This is a genomic window from Massilia luteola (assembly GCF_034420155.1).
Lineage (GTDB): Bacteria > Pseudomonadota > Gammaproteobacteria > Burkholderiales > Burkholderiaceae_D > Telluria > Telluria luteola.
Map to the genome: position 1 here is coordinate 1 of NZ_JAXOFN010000038.1, position 20,395 is coordinate 20,395.

Here is a 20,395-nt window from a genome sequence, read left to right on the forward strand (position 1 = left end):
GCGACCTGGGCGGTGCTCAGGGCGGCGATCTGGGCGCTGCTCAGGCTGCTGACCTGGGCGGTGCTCAGCGCGGCGATCTGGGCCGTACCGAGGCCGGTGGCAACTTGCGCAGTGGTCAGCGCGCCGATCTGGTTCGTCTTCAGCGCGGCCAGGTCGGCGGTCGTGATGGCGGCCACCTGGGCGGTGCTCAGGGCAGCGACTTGTGCGGTCGTCAGCGCAGCCATCTGGTTGGTTTTCAGGCCGGCGATCTCGGCGGTCGTCAGGCCGGTCGCGACTTGCGCCGTGCTCAGGGCGGCAATTTGCGCCGTCGTCAACGCACCGGCCTGGGTCGACGTCAGCGCGGCGATCTGCGCCGTGGTGAGGCCTGCGACCTGGTTCGTCTTCATGGCGGCCAGGTCGGCCGTGCTGATCGCGGCCATCTGAGCCGTGCTCAGGGCGGCGATCTGGGCGCTGCTCAGGCTACCGACCTGGGCGGTGCTCAGGCCGGCGATCTGGGCCGTGGTCAGGCCGGTGGCGACTTGCGCAGTCGTCAGGGCACCGATCTGGTTGGTCTTCAGCGCGGCCAAGTCGGCGGTCGTGATAGCGGCCACCTGGGCGGTGCTCAGGGCGGCGACTTGTGCGGTGGTCAGCGCAGCCATCTGGTTGGTCTTCAGGCCGGCGATCTCGGCGGTCGTCAGACCGGTCGCGACTTGCGCAGTGCTCAGGGCGGCAATTTGCGCCGTCGTCAACGCACCCGCCTGCGCCGACGTCAGCGCGGCGATCTGCGCCGTGGTGAGGCCGGCAAACTGGTTCGTCTTCATGGCGGCCAGGTCGGCCGTCTCGATCGCTGCGACCTGGGCGGTGCTCAGGGCGGCGATCTGGGCGCTGCTCAGGCTGCTGACCTGGGCGGTGCTCAGCGCGGCGATCTGGGCCGTACCGAGGCCGGTGGCAACTTGCGCAGTGGTCAGCGCGCCGATCTGGTTCGTCTTCAGCGCGGCCAGGTCGGCGGTCGTGATGGCGGCCACCTGGGCGGTGCTCAGGGCAGCGACTTGTGCGGTCGTCAGCGCAGCCATCTGGTTGGTTTTCAGGCCGGCGATCTCGGCGGTCGTCAGGCCGGTCGCGACTTGCGCCGTGCTCAGGGCGGCAATTTGCGCCGTCGTCAACGCACCGGCCTGCGCCGACGTCAGCGCGGCGATCTGCGCCGTGGTCAGGCCGGCAAACTGGTTCGTCTTCATGGCGGCCAGGTCGGCCGTTTCGATTGCTGCAACCTGGGCGGTGCTCAGGGCGGCGATCTGGGCGCTGCTCAGGCTGCTGACCTGGGCGGTGCTCAGGCCGGCGATCTGGGCCGTGCCCAGGCCGGTGGCAACTTGCGCGGTGGTCAGCGCGCCGATCTGGTTCGTCTTCAGCGCGGCCAGGTCGGCGGTCGTGATGGCGGCCACCTGGGCGGTGCCCAGGGCTGCAATCTGCGCGGTCGTCAACGCAGCCATCTGGTTGGTCTTCAGGCCGGCGATCTCGGCGGTCGTCAGGCCGGTCGCCACCTGGGCCGTGCTCAGCGCGGCGATCTGGGCCGTGGTCAACGCACCGGCCTGGGTCGACGACAATGCTGCGATCTGCGCCGTCGTCAGGCCAGCCATCTGGTTCGTCTTCATGGCGGCCAGGTCGGCCGTTTCGATTGCTGCGACCTGGGCGGTCGTCAGCGCGGCGATCTGGGTGCTGCTCAGGCTGCTGACCTGGGCGGTGCTCAGGCCGGCGATCTGGGCCGTGCCCAGGCCGGTAGCAACTTGCGCCGTGGTCAGGGCGCCGATCTGGTTCGTTTTCAGCGCGACCAGGTCGGTGGTCGTGATGGCAGCCAGCTGGGCGGTGCTCAGCGCGGCGACTTGCGTGGTGGTCAGCGCGGCGATCTGATTGGTCTTCAGGCCGGCGATCTGGGCGGTCGTCAGGCCGGTCGCGACTTGCGCGGTGTTCAGCGCGGCGATCTGGGCCGTCGTCAGCGCACCCGCCTGGGCCGTCGTCAGCGCGGCGATCTGGGCCGTCGTCAGGCCGCCAACCTGGTTCGTCTTCATGGCGGCCAGGTCGGCCGTTTCGATTGCTGCGACTTGGGCGGTCGTCAGCGCGGCGATCTGGATCGTGCTCAGGCTGCTGACCTGGGCGGTGCTCAGGCCGGCGATCTGGGCCGTGGTCAGGCCGGTGGCAATTTGCGCCGTGGTCAGGGCGCCGATCTGGTTCGTTTTCAGCGCAGCCAGGTCGGCGGTCGTGACGGCGGCCACCTGGGCGGTGCTCAGGGCGGCGACTTGCGCGGTCGTCAGCGCAGCCATCTGGTTGGTCTTCAGGCCGGCGATCTCGGCGGTCGTCAGGCCGCTCGCCACTTGCGCGGTGCTCAGGGCGGCGATCTGGGCCGTGGTCAGCGCACCCGCCTGGGTCGAGGTCAGCGCGGCGATCTGCGCCGTCGTCAGGCCGGTCACCTGGTTCGTCTTCATGGCGGCCAGGTCAGCCGTTTGGATTGCTGCGACCTGGGAGGTCGTCAGGGCGGCGACCTGGGCCGTGCTCAAGCTGCTGACCTGGGCGCTGGTCAGGCCGACGATCTGGGCCGTGGTCAGGCCAGTAGCGACCTGGGCAGTGGTAAGGGCACCGATCTGGTTCGTCTTCAGCGCAGCCAGGTCGGTCGTGGTGATCGCGGCGACCTGGGCGGTACCCAGCGAGGCGACTTGTGCGGTAGTGAGTGCCCCCATCTGGCCGGTCGTCAGCACTGCCACCTGCGAGGTGGTCAAGCCAGCCGAGACCTGGGCCGTGGTAAGGACAGCTAGGTTCGCCGTACCGAACGCCGGCACCTGCGCCGTCGTAAAGGCTGCGAGCTGCATGGTCGACAATGCAGCAAAGTCGGCGGTCTTCAACGCGACGATTTGGGAAGTGGTCAACGCCTGGATTTGGGCGGTGTCCATTCCGGTGATAACAGATGCCATGGTTGAACCTTTAAATATATTGAACGTTGTCCGGGTGATCGCTGCCCTGTCGCGCGAGTCCCACAAAATAGATTTCCGTAAGGATACATTTTTATGGTGCGCCTACGAATGCTTTACGGCAATAAACTGTAGAACTTAAGGTGTTTTCGGTTGTTTTTTCTCCACAGACACCTCCGTCCGCAAGTCAATCTTATCTTTTATGCAACCACCTTCCGATGCAACAAATTACATGCGATGAGCAACCAACTTTATATGTTGCGTATGAAAAATTGATGTCACGCAAGATAAAGGCGACGGCAGCGGCCCATCCATTAAACCGATCTGAGCAGTATTGCCGACCTCGGCCTGGCCTCCCGGTATTGCCGGCCGGTGTCGGCACGTCCGCCATAGCCGGAAACGCACGCTTGTGCGGGGCGGATCGCCGGAGGGATGCATATGGATCGGCTGGACTTTGCCGCCGCCCGTCAGGCGATCGACCGCCGCCGGCAGGACCAGCGACGCCATCGGCAGCGTCCACGCTCGACAGTGCTTTGCGCGCCGTCAACCGGCGCGCTGTAAACCGCCACCGCCGCCGGCGAAATTAGTCATTCACCAATAGATACGGGGACTTTGCGGAGTCACAAAGACAATATATTTGTTCACATGAACAAACTTCGCCTGCTGATGCGTGTCGCGGGACGCGCGCTGACAACACGTTGCCGCGTAAATGCTTGCCAGCCCGGCTTATTTGCGGAATATTTACTTCTTTCAATTTTGCAATGATTGCCGTCGATGCCGAGCCTTTCCCGTCCCGCCGCGAGGACCCGCGCATGAAGACCACCGCGCGCGTGTCGCGCCTGTATGAAGTCATGGACCTGATGCTGGACTCGGTCGGCGACCCGCTCGCATTGAAATCGCTGGCGGCGTCGGCCAGCTATTCGTCGTTCCATTTCGACCGCATCTTCCGCGAACTGACGGGATTCTCGGCCGTCGAATACCAGCGCAAGCGGCGCCTGCGCCGGGCCGCCCACCTGCTGCGCCACGAACCCGACGTGCCCATCGTGCGCATCGCCCAGGATTGCGGCTTCCCGTCGAACGCGGCATTCGCCAAGGCGTTCAAGCAGCAGTTCGCGATGTCGGCCAAGGCGTGGCGCGAAGGCGGTTGGCGTCAATACATGGACCAGCAGGTGGGGCGCGAGAGCGACGTCAGCTTTTTTGTCGCCGAGCCGGACGACCTGGAAGCGATCCTGGCCCCCTACTGCCCGCCCGAGCCGGGCACGGTCGCCGCGCGCATCGCCGTGCGCAACCTGCCGGCGCTGACCCTGCGCTACCAGCGCTTCTTCGGCCAGTCCGGCGCGGCGCTGTCGTTCGCGTGCCACGACTTCATCCAGGAACGCGAAAAGGCCGACGGCGTGCCCCCCACGACGGCCTGGTACGGCGTGTTCGACGAAGATCCGGGTTTTACGGGCGAGCGCGAATACTGCTACGACTTCGGCTGCGCCGACGACGCGGTGCTCGATCCGGGCCTGGGCGTGCGCATCCTGCCCGCCGGCAGCTACGCCTGCCTCGACTTCGACGGCGAATGGCCGCGCTTCCGCTCCATGTACGAGGACTGGCTCGACAAGCAGGCCGTCTGGCGGCTGGACAGCACGCGGCCGCACATCCAGAAAGTCGAACGGGCGCTCGACGGCCGCTGGCGCGGCTGGCTGGCGCTGCCGGTCAAGAAGCGGTGAACGCGGGGATTACCAGTCGAAATCGTCTGGAATCTTGAAGTCCTTGTACGGATCGTCCTCGCCGGCCGCGACGGCCTCGGCGACCTTGTTGACGCGCACGACGCGGTCCGGCGCCCGTTCCGCGATCTTGTCGGCGATCACGCGCGGCACCAGCTCGAAGCCGCCTTCATGGGCGACGATCGACAGGCGCCCGGCCACCAGGTGGTCGCGCACGGCGGCGGACACGTGGAGGCGCTCGATCGTCGTGCCGATCGTGAAGTTGTAGGCGACGTCCAGGCTGCCCTTGCCCTTGGGCTGGCGGTTCACCTGGATCATCTGCGCGATCTGCGCCTGCACGGCCTTTGCCGCCGCGGCCGCGTCGCGCTGGGCATTCAGCGCGCGGGCGCGCTCGGCCTGCTGGCGCTGGGCCTCGAGCGCGGCCTCCTTCGTCTCATTGACGCTCTGCACGCCGGTGCGGCGCTCGATTTTTTGCTGCTTGACCTTTTCCTGGTTGGCGACCTTGACCTTCTTCTTGTCGACCAGCCCGGCCTTCATCAGCTGCTCCTGCAGGGAAACCATCTCAACTCCATCAACGATCCTGGGAATCCTCCAGCATAGCAAACCTGACGGCTTCGCAACAGCGGTCGATCAACCGCCGGCCTGGGCCAGGAAGAAGCGCAGCATTTCGGCCGACGCGTCCGGGCCGGCCGCATCGGTATAGGAACCGGCCGGATCGCCGCCCGCCCAGGCGTGGCCCGCCCCGTGCACGACCCAGTGTTCCGCGACCACGCGCCCGGCATCGTCCAGCGCCGTCGTGCGCGTGTGGCCGCGGCCCGCGCCGGCGTCGCCCCGCTCTTCGAGCTCGCGCACGCCGGCCTGGGTGAACTGGCGGTACAGCGCGGCGCCGTTGGACGGATGCACGACGGCGTCCTGGTCGCCGTGGAACACGATCAACGGCACGCGCCGGCGCAGCGCCTGGCTCTTGCCGCCCAGGTGCTTGCCCTTCATCGCGTTCAGGCCCGACATCAGGTCGCGCGCGGCGCCGACCGGCAGCCCGGAATGCACGCCGACGGCGGCATACAGGTCGGGATACGCGGCACCCATGACGGCCGCCATCGCGCCGCCCGCCGACAGGCCGGCCACGTAGACGCGGCCCGGGTCGGCGCCATGTTCTTGCAGCACATGCCGCGTCATGCCCGCGATCAGCGACGGCTCGCCCTGCTCGCGCTGCTGGTGGGCCGCATCGAACCAGTTCCAGCAGTTCGAACTGTTGGCGCCGCGCTCCTGGTCCGGATACAGCACCAGGCAGCCCTGTTCCTCCGCCAGGCGGTTCATCGCCGTGCCCGCCGCGAAATCGCCGGCGCTCTGCTGGCAACCGTGCAGCATCACGACGAGCGGCCGCGGCCCGGACGCGGCGCGCGCCGGCACATATAAACGGTAGCGGCGCGTGCCGGCGGCGTTGCCGAACGTCCCCGCCAGGAACTGGCCCGGCGCATCCGGCGCGGACCGTTGCGGACGCGCCCATGGGGTACCGTGCGGCGCGGCCGGGCGGCGCAGCCAGTCCGGTACGCCGTTCAGGTCGACGAACGGCGTGCGCGCGACCGGTTCCGCCGGGGCGTGTGTGCCCGGCATCAGGCCGGCGTCGCGCAGCACGTCCTGGATCAGCGCGGTGGCAGCAAGCGGGTCCTTGCCCTGGCCCGAGCGGACCGCGCCCAGGATGTTGTCGACAAATCGTTCATAGGGTTTCATGGTGTTCCTTCAAGAATGGATGCGGTCCGCGAGCGCGGACTTGACGGCGGCCGGGGCGAAAAAGGCCCCCAGCACCTGGAGCGACGCGATCGCCGCGCGCGCCAGCTCGGGCGTGACGTCGTCGTCGATCGTCGCGAGGCCCAGCACGTGGATGTCGAGCTGCTCGCCGGCGGCGACGCTCGCCTCCAGTTCCGCCTTCGTATAACGCTGCATGCCCATGACGAAGCGCTTGCGCGTGACCGTCTGGCGGATCGCCTCGCCGTGCTGCTGCAACTGGTTGCGGATGGCCGTGCGGACGAAATCGGTACGGTTCGTATAAAAACCTTCGGCCACGAGCAGGTCCATCTGCGCGAGGTCGACCAGGCCCAGATTGATCGTGACCTTGTCCGTGTCGGGGAATTTGGGTTTCGTTTCGACGAGCTTCATGGCGTCTCCGTGGTATCTATACGCAAAATATACTCCAATTGGAGTATGAGCGCCGTATAAATTTCATAGACGGTGGTTTTACGCGGGATAGCGTATAATGTGATTTCCGGATAGAAATCCGGTCCACCTCCGTTCCCTCCCACCCCCTACGCCCCGGCAATCGCGGCGCGTCCCGACGCGAACAGCATGCCGGCCCGCCACACCGCATCCGCACGCGCGGATACCCACCAAAGGACCCCTCATGGCCAAAGAAGAACTCATCGAAATGGACGGCATCGTCCAGGAAATCCTGCCCGACTCGCGCTTTCGCGTCGACCTGGACAATGGACATAAACTGATCGCCTACACGTCAGGCAAGATGCGCCAGCACCACATCCGCATCCTGGCGGGCGACCGCGTGACGCTGGAAATGTCGGCGTATGACCTGAGCAAGGGCCGGATCACGTTCCGCCACATCGAGAAACGCAATGCGGCGCCCGCGCGCCGCCCGACGTACCGCCGCTGACCCGGCCGGCGTCAGTCCTGCCCGGCCGGCCCCGAACCATGGGCGCCGTCGGCCGGCGCCATGTCGACAAAGCGCGTCAGCACCAGCACGGGCAGCGCCGACAGCACCACCCACAAGAAGAAGTGGCGATAGCCGAGCATCTGTTGGATGTCGCCGCTGACCACCTTCGACAGCACGAACCCCAGCTGCATGAATCCGGACCCAAGCGCATAGTGCGCGGTCTGGTAACGCCCGGGGGCGATCACCTGCATGATGAACAGGATCATGCCGACGAAGCCGAACCCGTAGCCGAACATCTCCATCGACAACGCCGCCGTGACCAGTCCCAGGTTCGACGGCTGCACCGTGCTCAGATACCAGAACACGAGGTTCGGCACGTTCATCGCGAGGATCAGGACGAGCATCGCGCGCCTGAGCCCCACGCGCGACGTGAACCAGCCGCCGAGGATGCTGCCGACGAGGAAGGCCGCCGTACCGGCCGTACCGTAGATGGCGCCCACTTCCTGCGTCGAGAGACCGAGGCCGCCGATCGCGCGCGCGTCGCGCAGGAACAGCGGACCGATCGTCTGCACCTGCCCTTCCGCGAGGCGGAACAGCAGGATGAACACGATGCCCATCCAGATGCCCGGCTTGGCGAAGAATGCGCGCACGACGTCCACCAGCACATCCACCGTGCCGCGCACCGAGGCGCCCGCGGCCGCCGGCGTGAGCGTCCCGGGCAGCGCCCACGCGTGATACAGCCCGAGCCCCGCCAGCAATGCGCCCAGCAGCCCGAACACGGTGGCCCACGCGGCCGGCGCGCCGACGCGCTGTTCGAGGAAGCCGGCCAGGATCACGAGGCCGCCCAGCGACAGGAACTTGGCGCCGTTGAAGAACGCGCCCTGCCAGCCGGCGTACGCGGCCTGCTGGCGCGCCGACAGGCTTGCGATATATAAACCGTCGGCCGCGATGTCGTGCGTGCTGGACGCGAGCGACACGAGACCCAGCAGCGCGATCGCCAGCCCGAACCACGCGGGCAGCTGCAGCGCGAGCGCGAGGGCCGCGAGCGCGATGCCGCCCGTGACCTGCAGCACGACGACGACGCGCTTCTTGCTCGGCGCCAGTTCCAGGAAGGGACTCCACAATGCCTTGAACACCCAGGCCAGGCCCAGCATGCCGGTCCAGCGCGCGATCTGCTCGTTGGGCACGCCCATGCTCTTGAACATCAGCCCCGCCACCAGCGCGACGCTGTAGAACGGCAGGCCCTGCGCGAGGTACAGCGTGGGCACCCAGGCCAGCGGATGGCGCCCGTGCCGGCGTGCGGCGGGTGTCAGGTGATCGGGGCGGATGCTATCCATGGGAGTCCAGTGCGATGACGACGGTTGCGCTCTTGCGGCCGCGCGTGTCGAAGGTGGCGACCTTGAACACGGCGGCGCCAGGCCCGGCGGCCACCGGTCCGGTGTAGCGCGGGCTGGCGGCATCGGGCTCGCTGCCGTCCAGAGTGTAATGCAGCGCGAGGCCCGGCAGGGCCACGTTCGCGTGGAACGTCCGGCCGAGGGCGACCGCGCCCGGCGGCGGCAGGCGGTAGCCGTAGGCCAGCGGCGCGCGGTCGAGGCGCGCGAGTTCGCGCTGGCCGAGGCGGTTGGCGAATTCGTTCCAGGCGGCGTCCATCGCGGCGGTGCGCGCGGATGCATCCTCGATCGCGCACCAGAGAGGATCGGGCGCCCATGCCCGTTCCGCCAGCGCCACGAGGCGCGGCGCGGCCAGGTATTCGATGCGGTCGCGCGTGCGGGCATTCTCGCCCCACAGCTGGCCCTGCAGGCCGACGATGCGACGCCGTCCTTCCGGCGTCAGGCGCGCCATCGCGGCCAGGCGTTCGGGCGGCACGGTCTGCCCCATCGGGTCGTCGGCCGCGCTGACGATCATGTCCAGCGGGCAGAAGCCGAACGCATGACGCGTCTCGACGAAGCCGGCCCAGTAATAGCCCGGCTCCCGCGGATCCTTGGCATACGCGAGATCGAAGTACAGGTTGGCGGCGTTCGCCAGCACGACGTCGTAGCCGGCGTTGGCGAGGCGGTACGCCACGTCTTCCTTGCCCGAGCCCCACGCGTTGTTCCACGCATAGACCTGGAAGCCGGGCCCCGCGAATCCGGGCTGCGGCACGGCGCCGCCGTGCGCCGCGGTCGCGTCCGCGGTGTCGCCATACGCCAGCGCCGTCTCTTCCCAGCCCGCGAACACGAGGCCGTGGCGCGCCAGGATCGCGCGGCAGCGGCCGACGAAGTCCGCATGCAGCTGGCCCACCTGCGTCCAGCCCCGTTCGCGCATCAGGGCCTGGCAGCGCGGCGAGCCTTCCCACGCGCCCGGCGGCACTTCATCGCCGCCCGTGTGGATCGTGCGCAGCGGCACGCCGGCCTCGCGGTACAGCGCGGCCACGTGGGCGACGACCGTGTCGATGAAGCGGTCGACCGAGGGCAGCGCGATGCAGATCACGTTGTCGCGCCACAGCTGCACGGATTCGTAGACCGACGCGTCGTACGGATCGCTCAGCAGGTAGCGCTCGGCGCCTTCGACGTCGCCCTGCGCGCGCAGGCGGTCGTGGCGCGCGCGCATCGCCAGCACGGCCGCGCGCGCATGGCCCGGCATATTGAATTCGGGGATCACCTCGATGTGGCGCGCGTGCGCGTACCGCAGGATCGCGATGAAATCGTCCGCGTCGTAACAGCCCGTGCCGGAGGACGCGGCCACGTCCGCGCCGGAACCGAAGGACGGCGGCAGGCTGCGCGCGTCCGGCGCGATGCCGCGCCGGCTGCCGATGTCGGTGAGTTCCGGCAGCGCGTCGATGCGCAAGCGCCAGCCCTCGTCGTCCGTCAGGTGCAGGTGCAGCCGGTTGAGTTTATAGCGCGCCATGCAGTCGAGCAGGCGCTGCACCGTCGCGACCGACGCGAAATGGCGCGCCACGTCGAGCATCATGCCGCGGTAGCCGAAGCGCGGCGCATCGAGCACGCGGCCGCACGGCAGGGTGCCATCGATGTCCAGCAGCTGGGCCAGGGTCTGGATGCCGTTGAACACGCCGTGCGCGCTGGCGCCGCGCACGACGATCGTGTCCGTGCCGATGTCGAGCCGATAGGCCTCCGGGCGATTCATCGCCACGGCTTCCGCCACCGCGCCGATCTCCAGCAGGACGCGCGCGCCCTCGCCCGGCGGCAGTTGCACCAGCAATGCACGCAGCAGCGCCGCTTCGCCGGCCAGCGCGCGATCCGCGATGACCGCGCTGGCGGCCGCCAGCCGGCAGCGTTGTTCCGTAAATCGCGCCGCGATCGGCGTCGGCGTGATGCGGCCGACGTCCTCCGGCGGCAGCAGGCGCAAGCCGCCGTTCTCGCGCCAGCGCCATGCCGCGTCGGCCGGCGGCAACACGTCGCGCGCATGGCGCCGCAGCTGCTCCGGCCGCGCGAACGGATGGACCTCCGGGTCGCCCAGGTCGACCGTGCGGCCGTCGGCTTCGACGAGGTAGAAGCCGAGCGGCGCGTCGGTCACGCTGATGGCCCAGAACTGGGCCTCGTAACGCACGTCGATCGTTTCGCCCGGCAGCCAGGCCGCGCCGCCGGGGCGGCGCAGCGCGAACAGGTCGCCGTTGAGGTGTTCGACGTCGAAGCCCGCGCTCACGCTGCCGGGCAGCACGCGCCGGCAGGCGTTGAAGTACACGGTCCATCCCGCTGCGATCGGCGCGCCCGAGACGTTGGTCAACGTCAGCCGCGCCGCGAACACCTCGTCCGCGACGAGGTTGGACAGGCATTCCCACGACGCCGCGATCGCGGCGCCGTCCAGCGATTCCCGTTGCGACACGATCAGAGCTTGCCGCGCAGGCCGAGGTAGAAGGTGCGGCCGTTCGAATAGAAGGCGCGCGGCTGGTCCTTGTTCTCGGCGTACATCTTGATCGTCTCGTTGGTGAGGTTCAGCGCATCGAACGTCACGGTCAGGTGTTCGTTCAGCTTGAAGTTCACGGACGCCGCCAGCGACGGCATCGAATCGACGTGCTGGCTCGCGCCGCGGTCGACGCCGGCCTTGTACGACGAACGGTAGCTGTATGCCAGACGCGCGCTGAAGCGGTTGTCCTCGTAATAGCCCGTCACGTTGTACGTGTTCTTCGAGGCGTTGAGCATCTCGCCGCCGCCATCCAGCTCGCCGTCCGCCCACGTGTAGTTGGTGAGCACGCCGAAGTTGTTCCACACCGGCTGCTGCCAGGACAGCTCGATGCCCTTGTTGGTGGCGCTCGTGTTGTACGGCGACGTGATCTGGTAGTCCGTGAACGCGCCGCGCTTGTTGTTGTAATAGCTGCCCGTGCTCGTGCCCTGCGCGACGATGGAACTGAAATCCATGTAGAACAGGCCGGCCGACAGCATCGCCTTCGGCATGTAGTACCACTCGGCCGACAGGTCGTAGTTGACGGAGCGGATCGGATCGAGCTTGACGTTGCCGCCGCTGCCCGACAGCGCGTCGTCGTTCAGCGACACGGAGCCGCCCAGCGCGCTGTAGTCGGGGCGCGCCATCGTCTTGGCGACGCCGGCGCGGACGACCAGGTCCGGGCGCACGTCGAACTTCACGTTCGCGCTCGGCAGGTAGTCGCGGTAGGTGCGCTCGTACGTCGTCGGCGTGTACGGGCCGAAGGCGGAACCGGTGATCGGGGCCGTGCCGCCCGGCAGGTTGACGACGGTCGTCTGGCGCGTCTCGACGGCGCGCAAGCCGACGTTGCCGCTCCAGCCGTCGCCGCCGACGTCGGCCATGCCATACAGCGCGGCCGTCTTCTCGCCGACCTTGAATTCGTCGAGCCAGTTGTGGCGCAGCGTGAAGTCGAGCAGGCGGTTGCCGGGCACCGCGCCCCAGGCGCCGAGGGCCGCGCCGTCGTACTTGAAGTAGTTGTTGTAGACGCTGCCGCCGAGGTCCGAGCCGAAGTCGGACGGGTACATCTGGCCGCTCCACGCCGGTCCCGGATTCGTGAAGCCGTTCGGGCCCGGACGGGTTTCCAGCGGGTGCTCGGCGGTGCGTTTATGATCCGTCCAGCGCGTGCCGAAGCGCACGGCCTGGATCCACGGGTTGTCGTGCAGGCGCCATTCGCCGTCGATCTGCGCGTATTTTTCCTTGTCGACCGACTGCGCTTCGCCGCCGCCCGCCCATGCCGTCGATCCCGGCTTGGTCGTGTTCCCGCCCGGGTAGCTCACCGTGGCCGGCGTCATGCCGTTCAGCGCATACGTCATGCCGCCGTCGACGTTGTTCTGGTAGTAGACGTCGGCGTGGTCATAGCCCACGCCGTGCGTGCGACCCAGCTTGCCCGTGAAGCTCAGGTCTTCCGTGGCGCGCCAACGGCCGTTCAGGTCGAGGTACCACGATTCGCCGCCGGCATCCGGACGGTAGATGTTGTCGACTTCGCCCGAGTTGCTGGAGAACGCCGCGCCGACGAGCGTGCCGTTGCGGATCACCGGGTTCGCCGGAATCAGGCCCGCGCTGTTGATGGAATTCGCGGGCGCGGCCAGCCAGTTGGTGTTCTGGTGCGGTGCCTTCAGCTTCGAATAGAAGCCGTTCAAGTCGACGCCGACGTCGCGCGACGGCTTGGCTTCGATATCGAACGCGCCGCCTTCACGCTTCTTCTTTTGCTCGAACAGCGCGGCGCCGATGAAGGTCGGGACCTTCACGCCGGCAAGCGCCGGGTTCGCGACGGCGGCGGCGCTCGTCGCGCTGATCGGGGTGTAGCCGAGGATCTCCTGGCCGTCGCGGCGCACGCTCTGCTTTTCCGAGAAGCCCTGCAGCAGCACGCCGAAGTTGTTGGCCGGGTTCTTCCAGCTGACGAGGGCCGACACCTGCGGCTCGGTCTTTTTCGCGAGGTCGTTGTAGTTGGCCTGCACCGACGCTTCCACCGTCAGGGGCTGGCGGAAGTCGAGCGGACGGCGCGTGATCACGTTGATGGCGCCGGAGACGCCGCCTTCGACCAGATCCGCGGTGGCGCTCTTCTGCACGACGACGGAGCCCACGAGTTCCGACGGCAGCAGCGAGAAGCTCGACGAGCGTCCCACGTTGCCGCCGTACTGGTTCAGCACGAACCAGTCGCCGGTGCTGATGGCGTGGCCGTTGAACAGGGTCTGCTGCAGGCTGGGGCTCGTGCCGCGCAGGCTGACGCGGTCGTTCTCGCCGAAGCCGCCTTCGCCGCCCGCCGACGACTGCGTGTTCACGCCGGGCAGGCGCTGGATCGCATCGGCCACGTTCTTGTCGGGCATCTTGCCGATATCCTCGGCCGTCACCACCTCGACGACGGCATCCGCATTGCGCTTCTGGCGCAGCGACTGTTCCAGCGCGGCGCGCACGCCCGTCACGATCACGGTCTGCGTTCCCGTCACGTCGTCCTGTGCCCGGGCCTGGGCGGCAATGCCCATCACCAGTACCGTCACCGCGCTCGCGATTGCAGTGCGCTCAACCATTTTCCGTCCCATCGACTGTCTCATGTGCTCTCCCAAAACTGTGGTGCCCGCGGTGGACCGCGGTGCGATCAAGTGAACCTTGCCAGTTTCGAATTCGGCGGACGCTGCAGCGTCTCTCGTCTTCGTATGGGGCGCATTGTCTCGTTGAAATTCCGACCATGTTTGTCAAATCTTGCTATCGCGAACCCGTGCGTCATATTTTCGACACATGGACGGGATAGCCGAAACTTGCAGACAAATCGGCGAAAAACGGCTATGCGCGCGCGACGTTCAGCGCCGGAAGATCCACAGCAGCAACGAGACGACGATGGAGACGATGAGGCAGGTGACGATGGGAAAGTTGAAGCTGAACCCGTCGCGCACGATGTGGATGTCGCCGGGCAGGCGGCCCAGCGGCAAGCGGCGCAGCCAGGGCCACGCAAGCCCTGCGGCGAGCAGCACGAGGCCGAGGACGATCAGGATTTTTTGCATACCGCCAGTCTAGCAGGCACCTTCGAGGGAGCGTCGCAAAACCGTCGCGAGCGGCAGCAATGCCGTTCGAGAAGCGCCGCCGTACGAAAGTACAGCGAGCATCGCAGGACGGCAGTGCAACGCGCGGCAGGTTCGCGACGTTCCGTTTCGTACCGCTCGAAAAATCTGGTTGGGATAGACTTCCCCTCAGCCTGTATGCCCCCGCGGGGCCTACATCTCGATTGCAACTTTGGACGAAAGGGGACAGCATGACTACCACCTGGATCGTATCCGCCGACGCGGGCCGCGCCCGCATCTTCGCCGAATCGGACCCCAAGCAGCCTTACATCGAAGTCGAGGACATGGTCAGCGCCAATGCCCGCCTGCGCGATGCGGACATCAACACCGACCGGATCGGCGCGACCGCGGCCGGCCAGAGCATCCACAGCACGGGCGGCGCCACGCCGAACAAGCAATACCAGCCGGCGCAGACGCCGGAGCAGCACGACGCCGAATTCTTCGCCAGGGACATCTGCAATTTCCTGCTCAAGGGCTGGCAGGACCAGCGCTTCCAGAAGCTGGAACTGGTGGCCGAGCCCAAGTTCCTGGGCGTGCTGCGCGGCCAGCTGGACAACCAGCTCAAGCCATTCGTCGACCTGGAACTGAACAAGGACTACAGCCACTGCAACGCACACCAGTTGCGCGAACAGTTGCAGGCGCAAAAATCCAAGTTCTGACGCCGCGCCCGGCGCCGGCAGGTTCAGGCGCCGGCGTCGACGGGATTCAGAACGTTTCCCAGCGGTCGGCACCGGCCGGTGCGGGCGTGCGCGCGATGGCCGGTTGCGGCCTGGCCTTGTTGCGCGGCGTCCGCGCCGCTGGCGCGAATGCAGGCGCGCTCGCCTGGTCCAGCTTGAACACGCTGACCGCCTCGGCCAGGCTGCGTGCCTGATCCTGCATCGATTCCGTGGCTGCCGCGGCCTGTTCCACGAGCGCCGCATTCTGCTGTGTCACCTGGTCCATCTGCAAGATCGCCGCGCCGACCTGTTCGATGCCGGCGCTCTGCTCGCCCGACGCGGCCGAGATCTCGGCCATAATGTCCGAGACGCGGCGCACGCTGGCGACCACTTCCTGCATCGTCGTGCCGGCCTCGCCGACGAGGCGCGAACCGGTGGCGACCTTGTCGACGGAGTCGCCGATCAGTTCCTTGATTTCGCGGGCCGCCGCCGCCGAGCGCTGGGCCAGCGTGCGCACCTCGGTCGCCACGACGGCGAAGCCGCGGCCCTGCTCACCCGCGCGCGCGGCTTCCACGGCCGCGTTCAGGGCCAGGATATTGGTCTGGAACGCGATGCCGTCGATGACGCCGATGATGTCGACGATCTTCTTCGACGACGCGTCGATGGCGCCCATCGTCGCGACGACCTGCGCCACGACGTCGCCACCGCGCACGGCCACGCTGGACGCCGACACCGCCATCTGGTTGCCCTGCTGCGCATTCTCCGCGTTCTGGCGCACGGTGCTCGTCAATTCCTCCATCGACGAGGCGCTCTCCTCCAGCGCGCCGGCCTGCTGCTCGGTGCGGGTCGACAGGTCGTGGTTGCCGGTCGCCACCTCGACGGCGGCGGTGGCGATGGTATCGGCGCCGCTGCGCACGCGCGTCACCAGCGCGTTCAGGTTCGCGTTCATGGCCTGCAGCGCGGCCATCAGTTCGCCCGTCTCGTCGCGGCTCACGGCCTCGATCCGGCTCGACAGATCGCCCTGCGCGACCGCGTTGGCCAGCGTCACGGCGCGGCGCAGCGGACCGGTGATGCTGCGCGACAGCCACCACGCCAGCGCCGCGCCCAGCAGCACCGCCACGACGCCCACGCTGCCCAGCAGCAGGCGTCCGCGCGCGGCGACGTCCTCGACGTGCGTCTTGGCGTCGTCGAAGCCCTTTTTCTGGTGCTCGGCGAGCGCGTCCGCCGCGGCCTCGTACGCGCTGAGCGCCGGATTCATCTCGGCGTCGGCGGCGCGCTCGATGGCGGCCGCGTCGGCCGTGCCGCCCTCCTTGAGCGCGAACAGCTTCTTGCGCGCCGCCGTGTACACCTTGCGCTGCGCGTTGAGCTTCGCCAGCAGCGCCGTGCCTTCCGCGCTGGCGACGTCGCGCTGCAATGCCTTGTCGATGGCGGAGATGTCGGCGCTGTTCGCTTTCATCCTGGCGTCGATCCGCGCGCGGTCGTCCGCATCCAGGGCGCGCAGCCGGGCTTCGGTCAGCGCACGGTTGATGCGGGTGTCGGCCAGCCAGCGGTCGGCCAGGCGGGTCTTGTGGATCGAGGCGTCCATGTCGACGGTCGCGCCGACGACATCCTGCAGGCGCAGCGTGCCGACGACGGTCAGCATCGCCGCGAGCGCCAGCACGACGGCGAACGCAAGGCCGAGCCGGGCTCCGATTTTCAGGTTCTGGATAGTCATGTGTACCTCGACGGAAACGATAAAACTGCGCAGTGACGCTGCGCGCTGAAGCTGCGGGTGCGCGCGGCGCGTCGTGGCGGCGGCCGAAGCGGTGACCGGGGCGGGGCTTGGGCCCGACGGAAGACGCCTGTATGGGCGGGGCCGTGCCACAGTTCGATGATACACGCGATATTTGCTCATGGAATAGTTGGTTGCGCCATAGCAACGCTATTTCGTCGAAGAATGAAGGGCCGCCAGCGGGTATATAGTTAAGATCCCAGATACCGCTTTGCTACGGGCTTGCCATGTCGGTTTCCTTTCTGTCATGACGGACTACGCACCGTCCGCCGCACCGGCCAGCCTGTCGCGCCGCTTCGCGATCGCGGCCGCGATCCTGGCGGCGGCCTCCGTGCTGCTGATCGCCGGCGTCTCGTTCTGGCTGATCGATTACCAGCGCGCGCAGGCCAACGCCCTGCTGCAGAAGCGCGAAGTCGCCTTCCATGCCACGACGGTCGGCCACAATCTGGCATCGATCGTCACGCGGCTGCAGGAAGTGGGCGCCAGTCCGATCCTGGCCAGGGCACTCGTCGACGGCACCGGCAAGGAAACCTACCTGGCGCCGTTCCTGCAAGGCCTGCGCGAGATGAACGGGATCCCGCTGCAACTGCTGTTCACCGATGCCGAGGGCAAGGAAATCGCGGACAACGGCGTGCCCGGATTCACGCCCGGCGACCTGGCCTGGCTGCGCGCCGGCCTTGCGGACGGCAGCGAGCGCGCCGCGCTGCGGGACCGTCCCGCGGGCGCTGAACTGATCGGCGTCGTCCTGCTGCGCCACGCGCGCACGCACGCGCCGCAGGGCGCCCTGATGTACAAGATGCGGGTGGCCGACCTCAAGCCGGTGCCCTGGGCCATCCTGGCCGCCGCGCCCGCGCAGGCGGCCGCCGGCGCGCACGAGATCGCGGCCGCCGTGCCGCTGCCGCCGCGCCTGGCCCACCTGCGCCTCGTGCTGCGCGAGGACGAGCGCCACCTGCAGGTGCCGCTGGAGACGGCCGGTCCGCACTACCTCCTGATCGTCCTCGTCGCCTTCTGCCTGGCGCTGGTCGTGTTCATGCTGGCATCGCGGCTGGCGCTCGGCCTCACGCTCGACCTGCGCCGCCTCGAGACGTTTTCCGCGAGCCTGGGCGACGACATCGGCAGCCAGCGCGCGCCGCTCGACGGCTCGCGCGAAGTCGTCAGCCTGGCGCGCGCGCTGAACCGCATGCTCGACCGCCTGTACGAACAGCATGCGCGCCTGGAAGCGGAGCGCCGCAAATTCCTGCAGCTGGCGAACAACGTCCCGCAGCTCGTGTGGATCGCCGGCCCGGACGGCAACATCGTCTGGTTCAACGACCGCTGGCACGAATTCACGGGCAGCCCGCCGGGCAGCATCGGCGTGGACGAGTGGCACCGCTACCACGATCCCGACGTGCTGCCCCAGGTGATGCGGCGCTGGCAGGAAGCCCTCGCCAGCGGCAACATGGCGCAGATGACCTTTCCGCTGCGCGGCGCGGACGGCCGTTACCGCAGCTTCTTCACGTCGGTGGCGCCGCTGCGCGATGACGGCGGGCGCATCGTCCAGTGGTTCGGCACCTGCACCGACGTCACCCCGCTGGAACGGGCGGAACGGGCCGTGCGCTACAGCGAGGAGCGCCTGCAGCAAGGCCTCGTCGCCGCGCGCATGGCCGTGTGGGAGCGCGATCCGCACAGCGGCAAGGTGAGTTTCTCGGCCAATCTGCAGAGCGTGTTCGGCAAGAACTGGCACAACGTCGCCGAGCTGCAGAAACTCGTCCATCCGGACGACCGCCAGGCCCTGCGCGACACCGTCAAGCAGGCGCTCCGCGCCGGCGGCGAATACCGCGCCACGCCGCGCATCCGCCGCGCCGACGACGGCCGCCTGGCCTGGATCGACATGCGCGGCCGCCTCGGCCTCGGCGCCGACGGCCGCAGCACCGTCGTGCACGTCGTGGCGATCGACATCACGGAGCGCAAGCGCGCGGAAGAAGCCCTGCAGCTGGCCGACCAGCGCAAGGACGAATTCCTCGCCATGCTGGCGCACGAGCTGAGGAATCCGCTGGCGCCGATCTCCAGCGCGGCCGACATGCTGCGCCTGGCCTATGCGGGCGAGCCGCGTGTGAAGCAGATCAGCGACATCATCGCGCGCCAGGTCGCCCACATGCGCCACCTCGTGAACGACCTGCTGGACGTCTCGCGCGTGACGCGCGGCCTCGTCACCGTGGCCCGGCAGGCGCTCGACCTGCGCCGCGTCGTCGTCGAGGCGGCCGAGCAGGCGCGCCCGCTCGTCGACGCGCGCCGCCACGTCCTCGACGTCCGGCTGGGCGAGGCGCCCGTGATGGTGGACGGCGACCACACGCGCCTCGTGCAGGTGGTCGCGAACCTGCTCACCAACGCCGCCAAGTACACGCCCGAGGGCGGCCGCATCGAGGTGGAACTGGAAGCCGCCGACGGCCACGCGTTCCTGGCGGTGCACGACGACGGCAACGGCATCGCGGCCGACCTGCTGCCCGTCGTGTTCGACCTGTTCACGCAGGGCTCGCGCACGCTCGACCGCGCCCAGGGCGGCCTGGGTCTCGGCCTGGCGCTCGTGCGCAAGCTCGTCGAACTGCACGGCGGCCAGGTCGACGCCGCCAGCGCCGGCCCGGGGCGCGGCAGCACGTTCACCGTCACGCTGCCGCTGCTGCCGTAGGCTTTGGCGGCCGGCGTCCGGAGCCGCCAACTGCGCCGGCGCGGGGTCGATGCCAACGGCTTCCGCGCTCTCGCCGGGGCCGGCGCGGCACACGTGACGCGGCCGGTCTATGATGACGCGACGACGCCTCTCTCACATCGACGAACCGATCCATGCACACCACCAACGACCAGCCGCGGAGCCGGACATGATCGTCCGCGACCGCCCCTCCGCCCTGCGCCTGTTCTTCATCCTGCGCGGATCGGTGCTGCCGCGCATCTGGATGCACCTCGCGGTCAGCACGCTGCTGGCGCTGCTCGTGACCTGGACCGACGGCCAGCTCGGCCACCATAAACTGCATTTCACGACGACGCCGTTCACGCTGATGGGCCTCCCGCTCGCCATCTTCCTCGGCTTCCGCAACAACGCCGCCTACGACCGCTACTGGGAAGGCCGCAAGCAGTGGGGAGAACTCGTGCTGCGCCACCGCCTGCGCGCGGGCGCGGGCGCGCCCGGCGACATGCCCGCAGCCGACGTCGCGCCCTGGCTCGAACCGGCCGAATGGGAACGCGTGCGCGCGCTGCCCAACGTGCCGTACGCGCTGATGCTGGAAATGGGAACGGACCTCGGACACTGCCTGCGCACGGGCCGCCTGGACGCCTGCCTGGCGCCGTCGATCGACGCCAGCCTGTCGGCGCTGACGGCCGTCGCGGCGTCCTGCGAACGTATCCGCGGCACGCCGATCCCGTTCTCGTACACGCTGCTGCTGCACCGCACGGCCTACCTGTACTGCTTCCTGCTGCCGTTCGGCCTCGTCGACACGATCGGCTACCTGACGCCGGTCGTGTCGGCGATCGTGGCCTACACCTTCTTCGGCCTGGACGCCCTCGGCGACGAGCTCGAGGAACCGTTCCGTGCATCCGACAACGGCCTGCCGCTCGAGGCGCTGTGCCGCACGATCGAGATCGACCTGCGCACGGCCCTGGGCGAGCGCGACCTGCCGCCCGCCCTGCTGCCGGAAAACTATCGGCTCAGCTGAG

14 protein-coding genes are annotated in these 20,395 nt (G+C 68.3%); 5 read left to right on the forward strand and 9 right to left on the reverse strand.

What is annotated here, in order from left to right; genetic code table 11:
* Window positions 1–2,894, reverse strand: a 2,894-nt coding sequence (locus U9J41_RS25465; RefSeq protein WP_322404971.1) for a beta strand repeat-containing protein, incomplete at its 3' end; no start/stop codon positions are given.
* Window positions 2,895–3,748: 854 nt separating this feature from the next.
* On the opposite strand from U9J41_RS25465, the gene U9J41_RS25470 reads away from it, so the two are divergent.
* Window positions 3,749–4,651 (forward strand): helix-turn-helix domain-containing protein, encoded by a 903-nt coding sequence (locus tag U9J41_RS25470; RefSeq protein WP_322404972.1) that lies wholly within the window; start codon window positions 3,749–3,751, stop codon window positions 4,649–4,651.
* Between the two features lie 9 nt (window positions 4,652–4,660).
* Here the strand turns inward: U9J41_RS25470 and U9J41_RS25475 are convergent, their stop codons facing one another.
* The 3 genes from U9J41_RS25475 to U9J41_RS25485 form a co-directional block, all read right to left on the reverse strand.
* Window positions 4,661–5,209, reverse strand: coding sequence for a DUF2058 domain-containing protein (locus U9J41_RS25475; RefSeq protein WP_322404973.1), 549 nt, complete (start codon window positions 5,207–5,209; stop codon window positions 4,661–4,663).
* A gap of 69 nt (window positions 5,210–5,278) precedes the next feature.
* On the reverse strand, window positions 5,279–6,379 hold the full coding sequence (locus U9J41_RS25480; RefSeq protein ID WP_322404974.1) for an extracellular catalytic domain type 1 short-chain-length polyhydroxyalkanoate depolymerase: 1,101 nt from the start codon (window positions 6,377–6,379) through the stop codon (window positions 5,279–5,281).
* Between the two features lie 9 nt (window positions 6,380–6,388).
* The gene (locus tag U9J41_RS25485; RefSeq protein ID WP_056435134.1) at window positions 6,389–6,805 is read right to left on the reverse strand and encodes a hypothetical protein; all 417 of its coding nucleotides are present in this window, start codon (window positions 6,803–6,805) and stop codon (window positions 6,389–6,391) included.
* Window positions 6,806–7,046: 241 nt separating this feature from the next.
* Here U9J41_RS25485 and infA point away from each other — a divergent pair, with 241 nt between their 5' ends.
* Window positions 7,047–7,310 carry a translation initiation factor IF-1 gene (gene infA / locus U9J41_RS25490; RefSeq protein WP_056129853.1) on the forward strand — a complete coding sequence of 88 codons (264 nt, stop codon included), beginning with the start codon at window positions 7,047–7,049 and terminating at the stop codon, window positions 7,308–7,310.
* Window positions 7,311–7,321: 11 nt separating this feature from the next.
* Here the strand turns inward: infA and U9J41_RS25495 are convergent, their stop codons facing one another.
* The 4 genes from U9J41_RS25495 to U9J41_RS25510 form a co-directional block, all read right to left on the reverse strand.
* On the reverse strand, window positions 7,322–8,647 hold the full coding sequence (locus U9J41_RS25495) for an MFS transporter (protein WP_322404975.1): 1,326 nt from the start codon (window positions 8,645–8,647) through the stop codon (window positions 7,322–7,324).
* On the reverse strand, window positions 8,640–11,132 hold the full coding sequence (locus U9J41_RS25500) for a family 20 glycosylhydrolase (protein WP_322404976.1): 2,493 nt from the start codon (window positions 11,130–11,132) through the stop codon (window positions 8,640–8,642). The genes U9J41_RS25495 and U9J41_RS25500 overlap by 8 nt, the downstream gene beginning before the upstream one ends.
* 2 nt (window positions 11,133–11,134) lie before the next feature.
* Window positions 11,135–13,756, reverse strand: coding sequence for a TonB-dependent receptor (locus tag U9J41_RS25505; RefSeq protein WP_322404977.1), 2,622 nt, complete (start codon window positions 13,754–13,756; stop codon window positions 11,135–11,137).
* A gap of 270 nt (window positions 13,757–14,026) precedes the next feature.
* Window positions 14,027–14,227 (reverse strand): DUF2905 domain-containing protein, encoded by a 201-nt coding sequence (locus tag U9J41_RS25510; RefSeq protein ID WP_322404978.1) that lies wholly within the window; start codon window positions 14,225–14,227, stop codon window positions 14,027–14,029.
* A gap of 248 nt (window positions 14,228–14,475) precedes the next feature.
* Between U9J41_RS25510 and U9J41_RS25515 the strand changes: the two genes are divergently transcribed.
* The gene (locus U9J41_RS25515) at window positions 14,476–14,943 is read left to right on the forward strand and encodes a host attachment protein (RefSeq protein WP_322404979.1); all 468 of its coding nucleotides are present in this window, start codon (window positions 14,476–14,478) and stop codon (window positions 14,941–14,943) included.
* Window positions 14,944–14,989: 46 nt separating this feature from the next.
* Here U9J41_RS25515 and U9J41_RS25520 read toward each other — a convergent pair whose 3' ends face one another.
* Window positions 14,990–16,654 (reverse strand): methyl-accepting chemotaxis protein, encoded by a 1,665-nt coding sequence (locus U9J41_RS25520; protein ID WP_322404980.1) that lies wholly within the window; start codon window positions 16,652–16,654, stop codon window positions 14,990–14,992.
* Between the two features lie 304 nt (window positions 16,655–16,958).
* Here U9J41_RS25520 and U9J41_RS25525 point away from each other — a divergent pair, with 304 nt between their 5' ends.
* Together U9J41_RS25525 and U9J41_RS25530 are read left to right on the forward strand one after the other, a co-directional pair.
* Window positions 16,959–19,376, forward strand: a complete 2,418-nt coding sequence (locus U9J41_RS25525) for an ATP-binding protein (RefSeq protein ID WP_322404981.1) — start codon at window positions 16,959–16,961, stop codon at window positions 19,374–19,376.
* Between the two features lie 187 nt (window positions 19,377–19,563).
* Complete coding sequence (locus U9J41_RS25530; protein ID WP_322404982.1) at window positions 19,564–20,394, forward strand: bestrophin family protein; 831 nt, start codon at window positions 19,564–19,566, stop codon at window positions 20,392–20,394.
* Window position 20,395: the final 1 nt, after the last annotated feature.